20 protein-coding genes are annotated in these 18,685 nt (G+C 70.0%); 6 read left to right on the top strand and 14 right to left on the bottom strand.

Going from position 1 to position 18,685, the window contains the following annotated elements:
* Position 1: 1 nt before the first annotated feature.
* The 10 genes from ACRAKJ_RS25935 to ACRAKJ_RS25980 all read right to left on the bottom strand — a co-directional run bounded on the left by ACRAKJ_RS25935 (position 2) and on the right by ACRAKJ_RS25980 (position 9,991).
* A complete protein-coding gene (locus tag ACRAKJ_RS25935; protein WP_438925592.1) occupies positions 2-2,095 on the bottom strand; it encodes a hypothetical protein in 2,094 nt (697 codons plus the stop codon).
* Positions 2,092-2,556: a hypothetical protein gene (locus tag ACRAKJ_RS25940; RefSeq protein ID WP_438925593.1), complete on the bottom strand. Its 465-nt coding sequence runs from the start codon at positions 2,554-2,556 to the stop codon at positions 2,092-2,094. Before ACRAKJ_RS25940 ends, ACRAKJ_RS25935 begins: the two co-directional genes overlap by 4 nt.
* A complete protein-coding gene (locus ACRAKJ_RS25945; protein WP_438925594.1) occupies positions 2,553-5,174 on the bottom strand; it encodes an ATP-binding protein in 2,622 nt (873 codons plus the stop codon). Before ACRAKJ_RS25945 ends, ACRAKJ_RS25940 begins: the two co-directional genes overlap by 4 nt.
* Positions 5,171-5,593 (bottom strand): hypothetical protein, encoded by a 423-nt coding sequence (locus ACRAKJ_RS25950; RefSeq protein ID WP_438925595.1) that lies wholly within the window; start codon positions 5,591-5,593, stop codon positions 5,171-5,173. Before ACRAKJ_RS25950 ends, ACRAKJ_RS25945 begins: the two co-directional genes overlap by 4 nt.
* On the bottom strand, positions 5,590-5,880 hold the full coding sequence (locus tag ACRAKJ_RS25955) for a hypothetical protein (protein WP_438925596.1): 291 nt from the start codon (positions 5,878-5,880) through the stop codon (positions 5,590-5,592). The genes ACRAKJ_RS25950 and ACRAKJ_RS25955 overlap by 4 nt, the downstream gene beginning before the upstream one ends.
* On the bottom strand, positions 5,877-6,875 hold the full coding sequence (locus tag ACRAKJ_RS25960) for a hypothetical protein (RefSeq protein WP_438925597.1): 999 nt from the start codon (positions 6,873-6,875) through the stop codon (positions 5,877-5,879). Before ACRAKJ_RS25960 ends, ACRAKJ_RS25955 begins: the two co-directional genes overlap by 4 nt.
* A gap of 820 nt (positions 6,876-7,695) precedes the next feature.
* Positions 7,696-7,995, bottom strand: coding sequence for a helix-turn-helix domain-containing protein (locus tag ACRAKJ_RS25965; RefSeq protein ID WP_438925598.1), 300 nt, complete (start codon positions 7,993-7,995; stop codon positions 7,696-7,698).
* Positions 7,985-8,773 (bottom strand): GP88 family protein, encoded by a 789-nt coding sequence (locus ACRAKJ_RS25970; protein ID WP_438925601.1) that lies wholly within the window; start codon positions 8,771-8,773, stop codon positions 7,985-7,987. The genes ACRAKJ_RS25965 and ACRAKJ_RS25970 overlap by 11 nt, the downstream gene beginning before the upstream one ends.
* A complete protein-coding gene (locus ACRAKJ_RS25975; RefSeq protein WP_438925599.1) occupies positions 8,770-9,258 on the bottom strand; it encodes a GNAT family N-acetyltransferase in 489 nt (162 codons plus the stop codon). The genes ACRAKJ_RS25970 and ACRAKJ_RS25975 overlap by 4 nt, the downstream gene beginning before the upstream one ends.
* Before the next feature lie 58 nt (positions 9,259-9,316).
* Positions 9,317-9,991: a hypothetical protein gene (locus ACRAKJ_RS25980; protein ID WP_447008699.1), complete on the bottom strand. Its 675-nt coding sequence runs from the start codon at positions 9,989-9,991 to the stop codon at positions 9,317-9,319.
* 190 nt (positions 9,992-10,181) lie between these two features.
* Here ACRAKJ_RS25980 and ACRAKJ_RS25985 point away from each other — a divergent pair, with 190 nt between their 5' ends.
* A complete protein-coding gene (locus ACRAKJ_RS25985) occupies positions 10,182-10,502 on the top strand; it encodes a hypothetical protein (RefSeq protein WP_438922256.1) in 321 nt (106 codons plus the stop codon).
* A gap of 32 nt (positions 10,503-10,534) precedes the next feature.
* Here the strand turns inward: ACRAKJ_RS25985 and ACRAKJ_RS25990 are convergent, their stop codons facing one another.
* From ACRAKJ_RS25990 to ACRAKJ_RS26005, 4 genes are all read right to left on the bottom strand, one after another.
* Positions 10,535-11,485 (bottom strand): L,D-transpeptidase family protein, encoded by a 951-nt coding sequence (locus ACRAKJ_RS25990; RefSeq protein ID WP_438922255.1) that lies wholly within the window; start codon positions 11,483-11,485, stop codon positions 10,535-10,537.
* A 94-nt stretch (positions 11,486-11,579) separates the two neighbouring features.
* Positions 11,580-12,071, bottom strand: coding sequence for a DUF6355 family natural product biosynthesis protein (locus ACRAKJ_RS25995; protein WP_438922254.1), 492 nt, complete (start codon positions 12,069-12,071; stop codon positions 11,580-11,582).
* Positions 12,072-12,323: 252 nt separating this feature from the next.
* A complete protein-coding gene (locus ACRAKJ_RS26000) occupies positions 12,324-12,719 on the bottom strand; it encodes a hypothetical protein (protein ID WP_438922253.1) in 396 nt (131 codons plus the stop codon).
* Positions 12,720-12,751: 32 nt separating this feature from the next.
* Complete coding sequence (locus ACRAKJ_RS26005; protein WP_438922252.1) at positions 12,752-13,612, bottom strand: hypothetical protein; 861 nt, start codon at positions 13,610-13,612, stop codon at positions 12,752-12,754.
* A gap of 654 nt (positions 13,613-14,266) precedes the next feature.
* On the opposite strand from ACRAKJ_RS26005, the gene ACRAKJ_RS26010 reads away from it, so the two are divergent.
* The 5 genes from ACRAKJ_RS26010 (at position 14,267) to ACRAKJ_RS26030 (ending at position 18,671) form a co-directional block, all read left to right on the top strand.
* Positions 14,267-15,100 (top strand): YczE/YyaS/YitT family protein, encoded by an 834-nt coding sequence (locus tag ACRAKJ_RS26010; protein WP_438922251.1) that lies wholly within the window; start codon positions 14,267-14,269, stop codon positions 15,098-15,100.
* Between the two features lie 37 nt (positions 15,101-15,137).
* Positions 15,138-16,214, top strand: a complete 1,077-nt coding sequence (locus tag ACRAKJ_RS26015) for a hypothetical protein (protein ID WP_438922250.1) — start codon at positions 15,138-15,140, stop codon at positions 16,212-16,214.
* Positions 16,215-16,339: 125 nt separating this feature from the next.
* On the top strand, positions 16,340-16,906 hold the full coding sequence (locus ACRAKJ_RS26020; protein WP_447008700.1) for a hypothetical protein: 567 nt from the start codon (positions 16,340-16,342) through the stop codon (positions 16,904-16,906).
* 26 nt (positions 16,907-16,932) lie between these two features.
* A complete protein-coding gene (locus tag ACRAKJ_RS26025) occupies positions 16,933-17,643 on the top strand; it encodes a hypothetical protein (RefSeq protein WP_438922248.1) in 711 nt (236 codons plus the stop codon).
* 152 nt (positions 17,644-17,795) lie between these two features.
* Complete coding sequence (locus ACRAKJ_RS26030) at positions 17,796-18,671, top strand: hypothetical protein (RefSeq protein ID WP_438922247.1); 876 nt, start codon at positions 17,796-17,798, stop codon at positions 18,669-18,671.
* Positions 18,672-18,685 lie beyond the last annotated feature (14 nt).

Below are 18,685 nucleotides of genomic sequence, written 5' to 3' on the forward strand. Positions count from 1 at the left end.
ATCAGCCGGACTCGGTGTCGCTACGTCGCTGTCCGGGTGTGTGGCGCGGCGGTGTCGGCGGTGCCGGATCCGAGCCGCCCTGCTCTGGGGAGCGCGTCAGGCGTCGCGCGGGTCGTGGTCGTGCCGTGGTGATCCGGTGGACGCCCCGGCGGTTGCGGGCGGGGGGCGGCGGGGTCTTGTCGGGCGGTGCGAGTCCCCGCCCGCCGGGCGGAACGACCCACACCCGACGCGTGTCACCGACCGCTTGCGTGGTGCCGGTTCCGCCGGGTGGTGCAATCCAACGGCGTGGGCCGACCGCGGTGGCCTGTTCGGCGTCGAATGTCGCACCCCTGCGTGCCTCGGGATCGGGACGCGGGACAGGCTTCTCCCTTACTGCCAGGGCAGGTCCGGCAGTAATCGAGGTGGTCGCACCGGTCCCGTGCGGGCGTGCCCGCCGTCCATCTCGCCCCGGCCCGTAGGGCTGCACGTCGGTGGACGGGGTGATGCGGGTGGCGGTGGCCTGCACCGGTCCGCGGTCGATGTCCGCTGCCTTGGTCGCCGTCGATCTGAGCTGGTTGCCCGCGGTGCGGGTCGCGGCGACGGCCAGGCCGACTCCGCCGACCGCTGCTCCACCGGCCACTCGCGCTGCTCCGGCGGCGACGCGGGCGATACCGCCGACGGCCTTGAACGCTGTCCGCGCCACCGACCGCGCGATCAACGCCGAGCCGACGCCCATCGTGCGGGCTCCTTCGCCGCCGGTCAGCGAGTCCACCCAGGACTGCATCTGCACCGCCGAGGTCAGCAGGGCGATGTTGAGCACCGTGACGATGAAGAAGCCGTGCTGACCGGCGAGGGTGACGATGACGGTGGAGGTGACGGTCACGCCGGACACCGTCGTGGTGATGGTCAGCGCTTGCAGGCTTCGGCCGAAGGTGTAAATCACGTAGCGGGTACCGGCCGCGCGAGGCCAGCCGGGTATGGGCCACAACGTCAGGAATACCAGTCCCGCCACCAAGGCGAGCAGCAGTCCAACCGACGCGTTGAGTCCGGCCACGATTAAGCGCACCAACAGCAACGCCAGGGGCATCACCAATAGCGCGAGCAGCAGCACGATGCCCAGCCGTGCCGGGTCCTGGCCGCGGATGTAGTCGCCGTAGGCGCCGAACTCCTCGACCGAGCCCTGGTCGTCGAGGATCTCCATCCATCGCTTCCACGTGTCGTCATTAGCCAGCGCGTGGTGACCGGCCTTGCCGCACACGTCAAGGGAACCGAAGTGCGCCAGGCACCATGGTGTGGCACCGAAGTTGGACCACATGCTGTCGACCAGTCGGCGGGTACCCGCGTGCGGACTTGCGTCGGCGATCGCCGGGGCGGGAAATCCGGTCGGGTTGTTCGTGGTGGTCACGAACTGGGTCGATCCGGCGATGACCCCGTCGGCGATCTGCTGCCGGGCCCCGTCCACGGTGGTCATCACGGTGGAGGGGCCTGAGGCGAACAGCATGGCGGTCGCGGCGGTGGCGATGACCCAGCCCAGGTCGGTGGCGAAGCCTCGGCCCTCGCCGCGCCATCGGGCGTAGGTCATGACCGCGCCGATCGCCACGGTGGCCATGATCAACGGCCAGAACACGTGGTAGGCGACCATATTCACTGCTTGGTCGATCTTATTGCTGGACTCGGCGTAGAGGGTGAGGTTGAGCAGCCACTCCAGCAGCGTCAGCGCGCCTTCCAGCACGCCGAGCACGAGCCACATCAGCAGCAGCGTGATCACGCCGATGATCTGGTACACGGGCAATGCCAGATCCAGCCAGCCCGATGCCGAGTCATCCGGTTTGACCGTGATGGCGTAGTCGTAGAACGAGTACGTCTCGAACAGCGTCTTCGGGCCGCCACCGGCCAGGTCCGGGCCGGTGATCACATCGTCGGCCACCGCGCTGCGCGCGTGGCCGGCGACGAGCAGCCCGACCAGCCAGGCCAGGGTCATCATCCGCTCGGGTCGGTTCCACAGCCACCGCAGCGGGCGCGGGGCGCGTTCGCGCACCAGGCTTACCACCAGCAGCGCCTGCGAGCCCCTGTCGCGCCCGAAGCCGGCCAGTCGAGCGAGAACATGTCCCTTCATGGCTCCTCCACGGGCTCAGGTGCCATCGAGTCGACCAACCACCCGTCGTCAACCAGGGCCAAGCCGACCGTGACCTGCCGGGGTGCGTCGCCTTGCGCACGGACTTCGACCACCGCGGCAACGGACCCGGCGGACCTGCTCTCCCCGAGCAGCCGGACCTCCGGTCGTGGCCGGTGACCGGCGGGCAGGCAGCGCGCTGCGCGGCCGAGCTGAGCACGCCACCGTGGTGTTGCGAGCCAGCAGGCGTCCGGGTCCAGTGCCTGGTGGCGCTGCGCGAAGGCCAGCGCGACCGAGACCGGATCACCGAGATCCAGTGGCACCGCGTCTGCCGAGGACATCGACTCGGGCCACGACACGGCGATGGTCGTCAGGCCCGCCAGTGCCGCTGCGGACACCACCGACGCGATCAGGCCAGCGCGGCGCTGGGCAGCTGACGGCCCCAACGGCGAGGTGGCGATCACCGGGCACGCTCCTGGTAATCGGCTTGCTGCTGTTCACCGACCGCGTCCTCCGCCGCCGCGTTGTCGGACTTCGCGGCGTCAGCCGACGCCGCGACCAGGCGGGCATCCGGGGACTCGCTTCCGCTCTGTTCGCCGTCGGTGTCGTAGGCGTAGAGGTCGGCGGAATCCTCGGCCGCGTCGGTGGACAGGGTGTCGGCGATCCACTCCGTCAGCCGGTCGAAGGCCACCAGCCCGAGCCGGTTGTGCCGATCGCGCATCACGCACTCGCCCGGCCCCAACATGCCCTGCGCCTGACGCAACCGCGGACCGGCGTCGGGCCGGTGCAGCAGCACGGCCTGGGCGCGCTGTTCCTCCTGGCCCAACGCCTCGAACGCCGCGCTCATGACCAACTGCTCGACCAGGCCCTCGATGGCGGCCATCTCGACCGCTGATTGGGAGTCCAGCAGCAGGTAGGTCTTGAGCGCGCGCCCGGTGCGGGCCAGCCACTGCACCAGCGACCGACCTTCCGGGTAGGCGGTGATGCGGTGCAGCTCGGTCAACGCGACCAACTTGATCAGCTCCCGTACGTGGCGCGATTGCATCAGCGCGTAGGCCGTGGAGGTCCGGAAGGTGGTCATGGCGCAGCGCTGCGACACCGTCCACTGCTCCGCCACGCTGCCGGGCTGCGGCAAGCCCAGGCCGTCCAGACGTAGGTAGACCAGACCGCGGCCGGACAGCATCGGCGCGGCACCGGACGCCGGGGTGCCCAGCACGGCGCGCACGTCGGACTGACGGGAGCGCACCGACAGCGTCTCGCCCAGCGTCCGCGCCGCCTGCGCGGCCTGCGTGTCGCCGGGGGTGGCGACGAGTTCGCCGATCACCGCGGTGGCCGACCACAGCTCCCGGGGGCGGGCCAAGACCCGGTCGATCGCGGACTCCAGCACCGCCTCGGTGCCTCGCCGGTCCTCGCCGCTGAGCACGCCCAGCAGGGCATCGAGAGTCAGGGCGCGGGCCTCGTCGGCGGTGGGCGCCCACCGCATCGGGTCCATCGACCCGGCCGCGTCCGCCGCGGTGACGTCGACGACCTGCACCGGGACACCCAGGACGCGGTCGGCGACCTCCACGATGCCGGCCAGGTCGCCCTTGGGGTCGGCCAGCAGGCACCAGGCGCCCTCGGCCAACGCGGCGAGCACCGTCAGCATCACCGCTGTCGACTTGCCGGAGCCCGAGCGGCCGGTGAACGACATCGTCGTGGGCATCCGCCGGTCGTCGGCGGTGCGCGAGACCAGGTGCAGCCGCACCGGTCCGGGCGTCGCGCCGAGGTTGCCGCCGATGTAGGGACCGCTGGCGTCGCCGACCGCCGAGCCGCCGTGAAACCACGAGCCGGCCAGCGTGCGCATCGGCTGGACCTGCCCGAACTCCGGCACCCGCACCCGGTCGCCCGGCAGCAGCTCCTTCCACAACAGGTCCTGGATGCTGGGCGCCAACTCCAAGGCGACGATGCCGGTGTAGCGGCGGCGCAGCGCCTCGATGCGGTCGGTCAGCTCCTCGACGGTCTCGGCGTGCACCACCCACCGCGGGTGCGAGGTCGCCAGCACGTCGACGCGCCGCCGCACCTCCCGGTCGCGTTCGGCGAGGGCGAGTTCGGCCTCGTCGATCTCCTCCGGCGGGACGGTGCCCGCCTCACCGGCCTCCAGCGACTGCGACCGGGTCCACTTGCGGCCGGTGCGCAGCAGCGCCAGCGACCCGGTGCGGCCGTGGTTGACCCCGCGCACCGACGCCTCCACGTCGGTCAGCTCGGTCAACAAGGCCAGCCACTCCCCGCCGGGGATCTCCAGCTCGTCGGCCGGGAAGCCGTTGACCGCGGGCACCAGCACCGCCACCTGCCGGGTGGCGCCGGTGGCGGCGTCCCTGGTGGTCACGTGGCCGCCGTCGGGGCTGGGGACGACCGCGCCGTGCATCAGCGACACCAGCCGCGCGCCGGACAGCTCGCCGTCGTCGACCGGGGCGAGGTCGGCGGTGCGGCGCAGCTCACGGGCGTAGGCCCAGGCGATCGTCGCAGCTGGCGCCGGGGCACCGCGAAGAGGGCTGTCGCGCACCTGGCCGAACCACCGCTTCACGGTGGGCCGCAGTTCCTCGACGCGGTCGTGGGCGTCGCGCAGCATCCCGGCCCGGGAGCGGAGCTGGGCGGCGACCGTCTGTCGGCGGCGTTCCCAGGGCGAGGTGGTGTTGCGGGTGGGCCAGCGGACGCCGAGCAGCACGATTCGGCGGCGGAAGTGCCCCACGTCGCTGTTGCGGGCGATGCGGTGTGCGCCCAGCTCGATGTAGTAGTCCGCACCCGGCGCGCGGACCCCGGACGTGGACTTCCAGCTTTCGCGGTAGTCCTCGTCGGAGTACCGCGTCCACATGATCTTGAGGTGGTACTCGGCGTCGACCGGCAGCAGTGTGTGCATCGCGGCGGCCGTGGCCCAGGTCGCGGACTCCAACTCGCCGTCCTCCATCAGTTCGGTGGAGCCGTCAGGGACCTGCGCCCACGTCCACACCGCGTCGTCGGTGACCTCGATGCCGTCCAGGATCAGCAGTGGCGCGACGGGCGGGCCGGTGATCCGGCGTGCCGCATGTCGTGTCCTGCGCGTCATGCTGCGCCACCTTTCTTTCCGGCGTCGGGTGTCGAGGTGACGAGGCGGGTGGTGACCAGCAGTCGAATCGCATGGGGCCGGTGGCCGGTGATGTCCAGCAGCGGGTTGCCGATCGCCGCCCTGCGGGGCGGCATCCGGAACTGCGCCCAGTCGCGCCAGGCGGCGAGCATCATCCGGCCGGTGTCGTCGCGCCGTGTGCCGTAGAGCACGAACACCACCGGCGGCACGAGGAACACCAGTGGCGAGAGGCGGTGCAGGATCGGCATGCCCAGCAGGAGCAACACCGCCCACCACAGGGCGACGCTGACCGCCCCGATCAACAGGATTCGCCGTTCCACACCACGGCCCAGGGACCGGCCGAACAGCTCGTATTGGCGGGTCTGGAGTTTCAAGTGGACGGTGTCGGTGGGCAGCCTCATGTCGTGCCCCCGAACACCGACTGGATGACGCCCTTGAGGATGTTCTCGGCGGTGTCCGGGAAGAAGATGAACACCCCGCACGCCATGGCACCCAGGATCTGCGCCATCATCCTGCCCGGCTTGTCCTCCATGTACGACCAGAAGGCCCGCACGCCCAGCACGATCATCAGCAGCACGCCCAGCAACGTGAAGATCGCCTGCTTGATGCCGTCCAGGTTCACCTGTTGCAACGGTTGGGTCTGCGCCAGTTCCAGCGCGCTCACGATGGTCGTCGCGGTGTTCATCACGGTGCTTTCCCGGTGTCGATGTCGATGCCCGCCAACAGCCAGCGGTCGTCCTGGCGGTGCAGGCTCAAGCGGTAGGTACAGGTCAACTGCCCGGCGTTCTCCGCCACGCGCCACACCGCCGTCGCCACACCCACGCGCTGGTCGGGCGGCGCACCCGGCGGTGCCTGCATGCCCCGCCACTGCCGCAACTCCACGAGCGTCGCCGCGCGCTGGAGGGAGGCGATCCGTGCGCGCGGGGCCCGGACGAAGTCGAGGTCGCCGGTGGCGAAGGCGTCCATGAAGCTCTGCACGGCCGCGCGGGTGTCGCGGGTGAACCGGTCGTCGGACACCGTCTGATCTGGGGGCACGGATTCGGGGGCCGCGGTGCCGGGCTCGCCGATCAGGGCCGGAGGCGCGGTCAAGAGCAGGTGGCCGTCGTGCTCTGCGAGGGGTATCGCGACGACCAGCCAACGCGCCGGGTAGGCCCGCCAACCCGGAAGGTCCGTCGGTGCGGGCTCCGCAGCCGGGATACCGGAGCCGGCGGTGGGCGATGAAGAACCGGACTGCTCGGGGGGCGGTGGCGTCGGTGTCTGTTCCGACGACTCCGGGTCCTCGTCCGGAGCGTAGGGCACGACCCGTGCCCGCACGGTCACCACGGCCTGCTCGTCGCCTTGTCTGACACGGCCGAGCACGGTGGCGCTGTCGGCGGACTGACGCCCGTGCCCGTCCCAACCGTCGACCTCGCGCCCCGGCAACGCCCACCGCCGCAGCACCTGCTCGCGACGCTCCCGTTCCCGGGCATCCCACGACAGATAGTCCACCGCCACACCCTCGGCGACCCCATCAATCACCTCATCGGCAACACCGGAGGTCGAGGTCGACGTCGACGGGCGCAGCCACCCCGCCACGGTGACGGTCACATCGACCGCACCCAGGACCGTGAGCACCGTGATCGCGGTCAGCGCCACCAGTCGCCGCGCCCGCGTCCACCACGGTTCGCGGACACCGTCGACCACGTCGAAGGCGGTCCGGCGCGGCGAGGGTGAGCGTCGTGCCAGCGTGGTATCGGCCTGCGGCGTCGGGGACGGCCCTGACGACTGTGGGGACGGTGGCCCCCACTGTGGAGCGACACCGGGCACCGGCACTGGCCAGGTTGGTGCGGGACTGCCGGGTGTCGTGGCCGTCCATGGGGGCGGCCGGTGTCGAGCATCCACCGGCGGTGCCATTGGTCCGGTGGCCGCATGTCCTGGCCTGTCGCCAGCGGCGACCGCCGCGTCGTCCGCCCGAGTGGTCTTCCCGGTGCGTTTCGCGTTCCAGCGGGCGCGGGCAGCGCGGTGATTCTTTCCTGCCATCAACTGCCACAGCAGATCACCGGCCATGATCCGCCCTCCGGACGGCCGACAGCCTCGTGATGAAAGCGCACATGAAACCCCCTGTGAACATCGCGGCGCTACTTCGCCACAATCCCGGATGCGCGGCGCGATACAGGCACCATAACCCCCCACCCGCTCGCGAGAAGCGTTTTTCCCGTAGATCGGGAAAAGGGTTGTCGCTGAATGAAAACCTCCTGACTCGACTCTTATGCGATGCGGACAAGCTCTTGACGTGCCATGATGTGGTCGGTGCGCAGTCGGGGATGCGCACCGTCAGGGATGCGGGCGGTTGATTGTTCGTCGAGCCGTGGGGGCGTAGACGGACAATCGACCGCTCGCACTGGCGACATATTTCATGTGTCGAAAAGACGGGGTGTGCGGGAACTCAAGGCCGGTTCCCGCACACCCCGTCCACCATGAGCGCGTCAAGGCGAAGTCGTCGAAGCAATCGCGCGACAGCCGGTCAGCTCCTTCGGCCGAGCCGCTCGGATGTGACGTGAGCGGTGATCGCCACCAGTCGCCCGCCGATCCGGTATCGGCGGCCCACCCGTTCCACGGCACCGCAGTCCTCCAAGGTGCGGACGAGACGGTGGACCGTGCTCAGCGGAAGGCCGCCGAGTTCGCTGATCCGGGCCAAGGTCAACGGTGCAGGTTGGGGAGCGATGGCCTCCAGCACCCGCAGGCAGCGCTCCAGGTAGGAGTCGCGACCACCAGTCGCGGGCGCGGAGGCGGGTCGGGCCGTCCCGGACGGGTCACCGGTCATCGCTGCGCTCCGCGGTCGGATCGAGTTCCGGATGTGCCGGTAGCCCAGGCTGCGCGACGTGTAGCCAGTGAGGTCGCGCCCCCAGTCGGCCAGGGCCCAGTCGGTGTGCCGACTTCTGCGCCTGCCACTCCCGGAAGGTCCTGTCGCCGATGCGGCGACGCAGGTGCGGGTGGTTGTTCTGGGTCATGCCGACCGGTGAGGGTCCGAGCACCGCCAACAGGTCCGATGCGGCATTGGAGTGGAAGCCCGCGGCGGTGATCGCTTCCTCGCTGGGGAACACGTCCGCGACCCGGTCGCCCGATTCGATGAGGTGGTCTTCCTTCCCTCCATAGGAGTAGACCCACAGCCAGTTCGCAGGTGGGTCCGGCTCCACCAACCTCTTGAACCGTGCTACTTCCTTGGTATACGAGTAGAACGTCACATCCGGCGTGGCGCGGGCGATGTCCAGCCAGGCCGCCAGGTAGAGGTCGCTGAAGAAGTCGCCGGCATCGTGAACTCTGAGGTACTTGCCTCCGCGCAGACGCGGCGCGGCGAGTTCCGCGAGCATGTCATCCTTCCACTGTGGAAGGTCGTTCTTGATCCGCAGAAGGTTGCGTTGGTGTTTGGCCAGCACCTTCGGGAAGCGGAACGTGCCCGTGCGGGCGTAGCACACGGCCGCACAGACACCGGCTGCCGGGCACGTGACGTAAGGGGTTCCGTCGTCGAACCTGCCCACCAGTGCCGGGATGGAGAAGGTGAAGATCCCGTGCGGGCGGAGATAGGCGTTCTGTGTGATCATGCGTTCGGGCGTGCGCCTGGACCGGTCGGCTGCCACGACGTGCTCCTCATGCGGTCATGGGGGGCGTGGGTGAACTCGACCTCGATCACGCCCGCGTCGGGCGCGCCGAGACGCGCCGTCGGGGCGACGCGACGCAGCAGGGCAAGAGCAGCGGTGTTGGTGACGGCTACCTGCGCACGCACGGCCAATCGCCCTGCGGTGTCGGCCAGCAACCGGCTCATCAGCGCCGTGCCGACCCCTCGGCGCTGCCAGGCATCCTCGACCAGGATCGCCAGCTCACTGCCGTCGTCGTCGTGCACTGCGGTGGCCATCCCGACGAGCAGATGACCATGCCAACCGGCCACGGTGGTCTGCCGGGACCGGTCGGGCAGCGACCGCAGGTAGAGGCGGGCGGTGTCCGGGGAACCTCCGCCGCACCGGTCCAGCACGGTGCAGTCGGAGCACCGGTCCAGCATCGCCTCGACGCTGCGCCGATCAGCAGCCACCAACGGCGCTGTCACTAGGTGTGCGGCGCACATCATGCTCAGCTCCAGAGCAGCGTGGTCACGACCGCGCCGTCCACGGGGAAGCCTGGGTGTACTGCGGCACGGTGGCGGGTGCCCGCCGCAGCAGTGGCCACCAGTAGGTCGTCTCGGTCACCACCGCGACCGGACGTCCCGCCACGAGCAGACGTGCCTGCGAGTACAACGCCGGGGCATCAGCGTGCGGCGGTCCATCGACACGGACGGTGAATTGGGTGGCACGCTGCACCGCCGCACCGAGCAACTCACCCAACGCGACGCCGCCCTGCCGCAGCACGGCTTGCCCGTCGATGCCCAGGCCCAACGCCGGCTCGTACACCAGTGCCGTCACCGCGGCCAGGCGAACGGCTGGATCACCCGTGGCGGGCACCAGAAAGCCGTCGCGCACGGTGACGCGAGTACCGCGCGGGACATCGAGCAGCTTGGCCTCCAACGGGTTCACCTCACGACGCGTGTCGGGCACGCGCGCTGTCCTGCGCACGGCAAAGCCGGTCCACCAGGACAAGGCCGCGGTGTAGGTGGGCGCTGTGTTGATCAGGCGCTTGAGCCGCACTGCCCGGTCTTCCAGTTCCTGACCTGGGTTTCCGCCGTCGGTGTCGGGAACGTCAGCGGCCGATCTCTCGATGCCGACCGTGGCGGTGAACGTGGTGGCGTCGTGGCCGGTGCTGACGCGCGTGTCGATGTCGACGAGGGACACGGTGTTCCTCCTGCCTGAAGATCGGCGGGGGTGGGAACGCGGCCCGCCCTCCTGGGAAGAGAGGGCGGGCCGCGCGCTGAGGGCCGGTCACTGGGTTCACCCAGTGACCGGGTGCCGGGCGACGACGACCGATGGTGCGGGTGCCGGGACGACGACCACGCTGGTCGTCGTCGATCCGGCCTGAGGGCTGGTGGGATTCGGCGCCGACGACGACGGGGTTTCCGTCGAGCGGGAGGTCGTCGTGGTCGGCGTCGGCTTGGACGTTGTGGGCTTGGGCGTTGTGGTCGTGGGCTTCGGCGACGTGGTCGTCGTCGGATTGACGGTCGTCGTGGGGCTGGTCGTAGTGGGCTTGGTCGTCGTCGTGGATGGCGGGACGCTGATCCCTGCCGCCTGGGCCGATGCGCCGGTCGTGGCCAGCAGGGTGGCGGTACCTGCGATGAGCGCACCGGCGGCCATCCCGGCCAACGTGATGCGGGCAGACCTCGTGGTCACTGGATCTCCTTATGACTGAACGGTTTGAGGCCGGCGTCGGCGTCTTGCCGACTACTTGATCAGCACGGTGGTGCCCGCAGGAATGGGGCTTCCGCCGTGGGATGTGGTCAGGGTGTGCAGTGCGTCGGCGGGAACCCGGATGCAGCCGTCGGAGCCGGCGACGCCGAAGACGGCCGGATCCGGCCAGCCGTGCACGCCGATGGTTCCGGGCCCTCCGCCATAGGTGGTGTAGGTGTCGGAGTGCGCACCCAGCGCCAGAAGCACCGGGGTGTATGTCGCGGCGGGATCGCGGATCGCGGCGATCACGAACGTGCGCCCGTGGGGCGTGACCGAGTTCGCGGCGCCGATGCCCACCGTCCACCGGCCGATCTCGCGACCGTGCTGGTGCAACGTCAGCGAGTAGTCCGCCCGGTCGACCGTGACCAGGTACGGCGTCGCGGCGAGCGTGATGTCAGACCCCAGGTGCAGCCAGGCCACGCTGTTGTTGGGCCTCGACGGCAGAGCGACCATGGCCCAGTCCGTTCGTCGCTCCAGGACCGGCAACCAGGTATCGACCTGGGCACGCGTCGGTTCGATGCCGATGGGCTGGGTGCTGGACACCGCGGCGACGGGGTCGCCACCCGGTGTTGCGTACGCCGCCACGATGCGCGTGGGATGCGCGACCGTGCCGTCGGGTATCTGCTCTGGTGCCGGGTCGCGCGGCGCATCGGGCACCTCGGTGAACACGTCCGCCGGCGGCAGCACAGCCAACTGTGCCTCGGATACCGGCCGAGGCTGCGGTGATGCATCGTGACCGGCCGCTGCGTCGGCGGCCGGTTCCGGTTCTCGACCGGCCGAGTGACCGGGGATAGTCTGACCGTGCCCCCGGTCCTCGGTGGCCGTGAGAACGAGTGCGGCCACGGTCAGGACGGCCAGCGCGAACCCGCCGAGGAAGACTCCTCGGGCTCGTCGTGGGACCACGTTTCCGGGGTCGTTCGTCCTGCCGTGGCGCACGATGGTCACCTCCTCTGTCATGGTTGGACTAAGTGGACAGTTGGGATGGAGCGGAGTTGGTGCGCCGGACGCCCCCGACAGCGGCGGTGCACAGGTGGACTTGTCAGCAACCGCGGCCGTTGTAGTAGGCGTAGGTGATCAGTCCGCCCTGGAGTGACGGGTGGGTGGACAGGTTGGTCGTGCCGGGCCAGACGCAGATCGAGCGGGTCGCGCCCGCGCCCCACCAGAACTCCACGTTGATCGAGATCCGTCCGGAGCCGCAGTGGACGTAGTAGGCGTTGCGGTTGGGCGCGTACCAACCGCATGCCTGGGCCGTCACGCCTTCGGTACCCGCCTGGGCACGGGCCGGAGCCGCGAGCTTGCCCTCGTCCTGGATCTGCGATCCGGGCAGGGTCACACCAGCCTCCGTCTGGATCTGCGAACCGGGGGCGCCTGGGTGCGCCTGGATCTGGGACGCCGAACTGCCGGCCGAGGTGGGCCCGTACGGGCCGCCCATGGCGATCTGTGCCGAGGCGCTTCCCGCGGTGACGGCCAGCGACAGCCCGAGTGCGATGCCGAACACGCCGAGCAGGCGCAGGATGAACGTGCGTGTCATCGGTTTCCTTTGCTTCCGGTGGGGAAGGTGTGCCGCGCCGCTCGCCGCGCCCCCAGGGGGATTTGGGCCTGAGCGGCGGCGCGGCACACCCCGCCGGTCGGAAGTGACCGGCAGTCTGGTGCCCACCCGCCATCCGGCGGTGAGGCTCCGGCCCTCAGTCGGGGCCGGTGGTCTGTGGTTGTCACGGAGCGGGGCGCTTGGTGAGCGCGAGCCGGCACTCCGCGGCCTACGCAGTTGTTGCCGCCGAGTGGGTCAGCGTGCGGTCGGAACCAGGCGCTCTGCCCAGAACGCCCGCACCGGGCCGCAGGACGTCGCGCCCACGGGCGGGATGTGCCCGGTGACCTCGATCTCCTGCCGTGGCGGGCGTTGACCCGCTCGGGCCTGCCGCTCGCCGTCGTCTGCGGCCGTGCCCGTGAGCTGGAAGCGTTGCCCGCTGGGCAACTCCAACACGACGCAGCCGGGTTGACGGCCGGTCCACTCGACACTGCCGACGACGCTGACCATCGATCCGCGCGCCTGCGGCGGCGGGATCACCACCGCGGTCCTCACCTGCGGATCGGGACGCTCCGGATCCGCTGACTTCGAGTCGACGACGTCTCCCGGTTGCGTGGCCGCGCAGGCCACCGTCGCAACGAGGACGCTCGACATTCCCAGCGCGGCGGACCTCCGTCGGTGGCGCTTCATCGCAGGTCGCCTTCGTCGGTCGGGACTCCGACGTCCCAGAACATCGAGTCCGTCAGCGGCACCGTCGGCTCCCGCGTCCGCCACAGCGACGCTGCGTGGACCGTCCCGGCAGCCGCGATCAACGAGTTCGGCTGCGCCATCCGCGGTGCCAACTCGTCGAGGACGGCGTGGGCGGTGTCGCGGGCGAAGTCCCGTCCCAGCAGCCAGATCCGCGTCGGCACCCCCGCACCGCGCAGGACGGCGTAGATCTCCTGGGTGGCCGGCAGGTAGCCCAGCACCCACTGACCGCAGCGATCCGGTTGCAGGGCAGAGGACAGGTCGTCGTCATCACCGTCGCGGCGCCAGGCCCAGCCCCACTCCTCGACACCATCCAACGCGAAGACGCCAAGGCCAGTGACGGTCGCCCTGCGGGGGTCGAGGGTGAGGAAGGTGGTCTCGTCGTCGAAGACCATCACCTGGGCCGGCAGGTCCGGTGACAGGCGCCAGCCGTCGGCGGCCGACCGCAGCGGACCCGACGGCGGGTCCAGCCCGATCACGAAGTCGCGGAGATCCTCGGCCAGGGCACGTGCGTTCTCCAGCTCCCGCACGGCCTCGGTGTGCTCGTCCACCGCCCGCTTCAGCGCGCCGACGTCGGGCTTGATCGCGGATCGGATCGTCGTGATGCGCCGCTCCGCGTCGTCGGTCCGTTCCAGCGCCTCGGCCGACTCACGCCGCAGCGTTGCTTCCAGCAGCAGCAGATCGTTGGCGGCATCGGTGGTCAGAACTTGGAGCGTCCCGTCCCTGATCAGGCGGTCGCTGATCGTCTGCGGCACCGGATCCGCCCGGTGTCCCAGCAGCACCAGCAGCTGCCCTTCCACGGTGTGCCGCCATCGTGCACGACGTGTCTCCACCTTGTTCCCCCTGTTATCCACCCGTCAGCAGGGCGCGTACAACCGCTTGACCCGACTTCGTTCGACGGCCGTCCCCCTGGCAGTCCACGAGCGATTAATCCTTCGAGCGCGAACAAGCCGACACATGCAGACGAGTTCCGCGTCATCGCGACAGGCCATTGACCATGTCCACATCCGTCAGGTTCGCCGCAACAGGTGACCCCGTTGCCGGTAGAACAATGACACAAACCCCCTCATCACGTCACGAGAAAAGTTGAAACAAGGCAGAAATAGCCTTCTGACCTGCGCCAACGCCCACACCTGGACGCGGTCTGATATTTCTTCGAGTGAAATCCTTTCAATGTACGAAAAGGACGGGTTCCGCTAGATTGAATCTTTCGCCACGCGCGCCGCAAGGACGTTTTCGACTGATGAAAACATTCCCCGTAGCACGTGGAGTCCGCTATGGTGCTCAGCGCGCGGCCGGCGTCCCCCTTGCTAGTCGATGTTTTCGCACAACGAAATCCGAAAGGGGACAGCCATGCGTGATGCGATGTCGACTTCCGTCGGCCCGCCCGTCCGATGCGAGGTCACGTCACCAACCACGATTGCGCGGCGAAGCAGGGCCGGACAGGTGCGGGCATGACCAGCGCCGACCGTCGGATCACGGCGCAGAGAGCGAGATTCATCCGCTTGGTAGCCGGAACGGTCGCGATGGGGTTGGGCATCGCGCTGCTGGTGCGTGCCCGGCTCGGCCTGCTGCCGCTGGACGTCCTGCACGCGGCGATCAGCAGGCACACCGGGTGGACGATGGGCGGCGCTTTCCTGGCAGTCCAGGCGGTTCTGCTGCTGGCCTACCTGCCGCTGCGGGTGCGGCCGGGCGTGGGGACGGTCGTCGCCGCGACGGTTCCGGCGGTCGTGTGCGACGTGGCCTTGGCGCTGCTGCCGGATTTCGCCTTGGTGTGGCGCCTGGCGTTGTTCCCGCTCGGCGGCGTGCTGTTCGCACTGGGGATCGCCCTGTACCTGGGTGCCGGGATCGGCGCACTTCCTCGTGACGGCCTGATGCTGGAGCTGCACCGCCGACGGCCGTGGCTGCGTCCGGCGGCGATCCGGGTCGTCGCGGACGTCGCCTGCCTGCTGGTGGGCTGGCTTGCCCTGGGACCAGTGGCCGCGGTGACCGACGGAACCGTGGGTCTGGGCTCTGTGCTGTTGGCGGGTCTGCTCGGACCGGTCATCGCGATCCTGCTGCACCGGACCGGGCGCTTCGCCGCGCCCGGGGAGTCCTCACAGGACGGACAGGCATCCCGGGCCGGCAGCCAAACATGTTCCTCACGCGATTGCCAGCGCGAGTTGGTCACGCAGCCCTTTCGGCCGGCAGCGAGCAACGACGTCATGCGGGACGACTCGCGAACACCCGCGACCCAAACCCTCGACGGCGTATCGGTCGTCGACCTCGCCCACCACCTCAAGCGCTGACCTCTCGGCGCGCCTTCACTCACCTGTAGGGAGATCCATGTTGCGCGGCCCTGTTCGGGCCGTCCTGCTGCTGTGCGCTGTGGCGCTCGCGGCAGTGGCGTGCACCGGTTCACCATCCGACCAGTCGACGTCCACCTCGACGCACGACCCGAACCCCTCCGCGCAGGCGGAGGTCCACCCGGCCATCCCAGAGGACCTGCGCCCGGCGGCAGAGGCCTACTCCCGCTACCGGGAGATCGACGCCTGCGCACTGCACGACCCGGCGGCGGCCGAGAAGGCGTCCGGGGAAGGCAGCACCGGCGACGAGCTGATGCCCAGCGACGACGGCTTCAACACCTGCACCCTGCGGCTGCACAAGTCGGAGTTCGACTCCACGTGGACGATGTACCTGCACGTGGCGCAGGAGTACGACGCCGCGCTGCGGCGCGAGGCCGCGCCCGAGCAGATCGGCGGCGTCGAGTTCTACGTCAAGGAGGAGGGCGCACCTCAACCCTCCTGCGAACTGGCCCGCCCCCTGGACGACACCTACGCGGTCGTGCTCGATGTCCACCCCGACAACCGCGACAACGTCGTGCGACCGGTGTGCGACTTCGCCCGCGACTACGTCGGGCAGCTCGCGGACCGGTGGCGCGACCTGCCACGCCACGGTTCGGACCGCACCCAGCCCGCCCTGCCGCTGGCGCTGCGCGACCCCTGCCAGGCGCTCACCGCCGTGGTCGACGACCTGGGCGCGGACGCGGAGATCCAGCCGCACGAGGTCTACGAGTGCAGCATCATCCCCGGCGCCGGCGGCACGGTGAACCCCAAGAGCAAAGCCGGGGTCGGTGAGATCACCGTCGTGTTCGGCGTCGACGAGGACCCCGCACGCAACCTGACGATCTCGCCCGACGAGTACCGGGCCGTGGACATCGCCGGGTACAAGGCGGTGACGGGTACCCGCGCCGGGCAGTGCCGCACAGTGGCGGTCTGGGATTCGGACACCACGATCGTCGAGAATCACCAGGACGACGACGCGCTACCTGCGGTCCAGGTTATCCAGGTCGACACCCCTGACTGCGAACAGCAGTCCCAGGCACTGGTCGAGAAGATCCTCAACGCGGTGGGCAAGCCGTGACCCGCCCCCGCCCGCTCGGCACCATGCTTCTGGCGGCGGTCATGGCACTATCGGCCTGCACCACCACCATCGGCGGCACCGCGCGCCCCCACACACAACCCACCCCGGACAACCCTCAACAGGCCGTGTGCAGTCGTGCGCCCGACCCGGACAGCTGCGCCGAGTTCCAGCGCACCGAACCGGCCAAGGGCCAGCAACTGTTCCAAGCGTGGGCCGAGGACGAGGCCGCCAGCACGCAGATGCTGTGCAGCGCGCTGCCCGACCAAACCTGGCAACAGTGGCTGGGCGAGGGCTTCTACCGCTACGTCAACGACTCCTCCTGGTGCGAACTGTGGTCCGACGACAACCAGGTCGCGATCAAACTCGGCCTGTTCGGAGCCGCGCCCCTGCGCGAGTACCTGACCCGGTTCCAGTCCGACCCGGGCATCGCCGCGCTCACCCACCAGGTGCAGATCGCCGGAGTACCGGCCATGACCACCGGCCTGGCCACCGACTCCGACGGCATCGGACGCGACGGCGAGCAGATCACCCTGGCCCCACACGGCGACGCAGGCAAGCCCGGCGTGCTGCTGATCCACCTGGAGCTGCACCCGCCACGCGGCAAACCGTCCAACACCCCGGTCGACCGCAACCGCATCGGGTTCCGCGACCACCTCGCCGGCGCGCTGCTCGGCGCGCTCTACCCGCGATGACCCTTCCACCGACACGGAGACCAGCCATGCGCACCACCATCGCGGCACTGGCCCTGGCCACCGCCGCATCAGCAGCGATGACGTTGACCTCCTGCACCACCACCGTCCCCGGCACCGCCACCCCGGCCGGTGCCACATCAGAAACCGCAGGATCGTCGACCGCGGTCACGACTCCCACCCCAGGCTCGGCGACACCGCCGGGGTCGGACCGGCCCGACGCGCCCATCACCCTCGGCGACCTCGATCAGCGCGTCGACGCCGCGAGCGTCGGCGCCCCCTACGACCCCTGCTCCATCGGCTGGGCAGCCTTCCCCGCCGAGGTACGCCCGACCAAAACCGACGCCAAGCCATCGCTGCGCCCACCGCGCGACAACGACGCCTTCGCGATCGCCTGCCGTTACGACAACGGCGACACCGTCGAAGCCACCGTCGACGAACAGGGCAACGCCAGCAGCAACACCGGCCGGGACTTCCTCGCACTCATCGTCTGGGCACGCCCCGACAAGATCTCGACCAACCCCGCCGACCACCCAGGCTCCTCGGCCACCACCTACGGCGGCAAACAGGGCGTGCTCAAGCCCGGCAAGGACCGCAAGGGCAATGCCATGTGCACCGCGATCATCCAACTCGCCAACGGCGTGGGCGGCGTCAGTCTGACCAACGGGCGGTTCCCGGACATCGACACCTGCTCCATCGCCCGCACCGTCGCCGACAAGATCGCGGCGACCGCACCGTGACCCGACCGCAGGTCCGTGTCCACGCCCTGTCCGGGGACGTCACCGTCGACGTCCCCGGACAGGAGCCGGACACGGCGACCGAGACCACCCAGCCCATGCGCCCCCTGACACCGGCACGTTCGCGGATGCTCACCGCGCTACGCAGTCCGTCAATGCTGCTCGCCGCCGGCCTCGTCGTGCTGGTCGCCCTGGTGCTGCTGCTACGCGGCCATGACGACAACACGGCCACGACGCGCCCAGTAGTCACCGCCACCACGACGGTCATGGTCGACACCACGTCGACCGAGGCGGCCACACCCAGCACAACCACGCCCACTCCGGACCCCGCGGCGATCGCTCCACGCCCCCTCGCCGAGGACCAGCTGGACCAACTTCCACTCGCCGTGGTCGGACAGTCCCTACCGCACGCGCCCGAAGACCCGGACCCCGCCTCCGACCCAGGCCCCGAGGTGTTGCACCCGACCGCAACGACGGCCGTCTACGACGCTCCCGGTGGGCAACCCTTCGCACGCCTGCCGGTCAGACAGGTCTTCACCCCGACCTGGGTGCCGGTCGTGCAGCATCAGCCGGGCTGGGCCCGGGTCCTGCTGCCCACTCGCCCTCTCGACGGCGGCATCGCACCGACCGGTTGGCTGTACCTGGACCAGACCGTGGTCCTGTCGCAGTCGGCGCACCGCGTCGACATCGACCACACCACCGGCAGCGCGACCGTGCTGGCCCGATTGAGCCGCGTCACCACCGACAGCGGTCCACCGGATCCGACACCGGTCCCGGCCACCCGGCCGCGCACGTTCATGGCCATCACTCCCGCAACCATCGACGGCGGCTGGCTGGCCAGGATCTGGCAGCCACTGCTGATCAACAGCGACCGGATCTGCACCGGCATGCTCGGCACCCTCGTGATGCCCGCCCTGTCCCAGGTCTCCCCGCTCGGGCAGTCGGACGGTCAAGGGTGCGTGCCGACACCCGACGGCCTACGCGGACCGCTGTCGTCGGTCACCGCCGGAACGGTCGTGCTGCAACGCTGAACGGCACCCGTCGA

It is taken from the genome of Saccharothrix sp. DSM 118769, from assembly GCF_052936295.1.

Bases quoted from the DNA above. Each gene is read 5' to 3' on its own strand.
- ACRAKJ_RS25935 (WP_438925592.1), bottom strand. From the start codon at position 2,095: ATGAAGGGACATGTTCTCGCTCGACTGGCCGGCTTCGGGCGCGACAGG.
- ACRAKJ_RS25945 (WP_438925594.1), bottom strand. From the start codon at position 5,174: ATGACGCGCAGGACACGACATGCGGCACGCCGGATCACCGGCCCGCCC.
- ACRAKJ_RS25950 (WP_438925595.1), bottom strand. From the start codon at position 5,593: ATGAGGCTGCCCACCGACACCGTCCACTTGAAACTCCAGACCCGCCAA.
- ACRAKJ_RS25965 (WP_438925598.1), bottom strand. From the start codon at position 7,995: ATGACCGGTGACCCGTCCGGGACGGCCCGACCCGCCTCCGCGCCCGCG.
- ACRAKJ_RS25970 (WP_438925601.1), bottom strand. From the start codon at position 8,773: ATGATCACACAGAACGCCTATCTCCGCCCGCACGGGATCTTCACCTTC.
- ACRAKJ_RS25995 (WP_438922254.1), bottom strand. From the start codon at position 12,071: ATGACACGCACGTTCATCCTGCGCCTGCTCGGCGTGTTCGGCATCGCA.
- ACRAKJ_RS26000 (WP_438922253.1), bottom strand. From the start codon at position 12,719: ATGTCGAGCGTCCTCGTTGCGACGGTGGCCTGCGCGGCCACGCAACCG.
- ACRAKJ_RS26010 (WP_438922251.1), top strand. From the start codon at position 14,267: ATGACCAGCGCCGACCGTCGGATCACGGCGCAGAGAGCGAGATTCATC.
- ACRAKJ_RS26015 (WP_438922250.1), top strand. From the start codon at position 15,138: ATGTTGCGCGGCCCTGTTCGGGCCGTCCTGCTGCTGTGCGCTGTGGCG.
- ACRAKJ_RS26025 (WP_438922248.1), top strand. From the start codon at position 16,933: ATGCGCACCACCATCGCGGCACTGGCCCTGGCCACCGCCGCATCAGCA.
- ACRAKJ_RS26030 (WP_438922247.1), top strand. From the start codon at position 17,796: ATGCTGCTCGCCGCCGGCCTCGTCGTGCTGGTCGCCCTGGTGCTGCTG.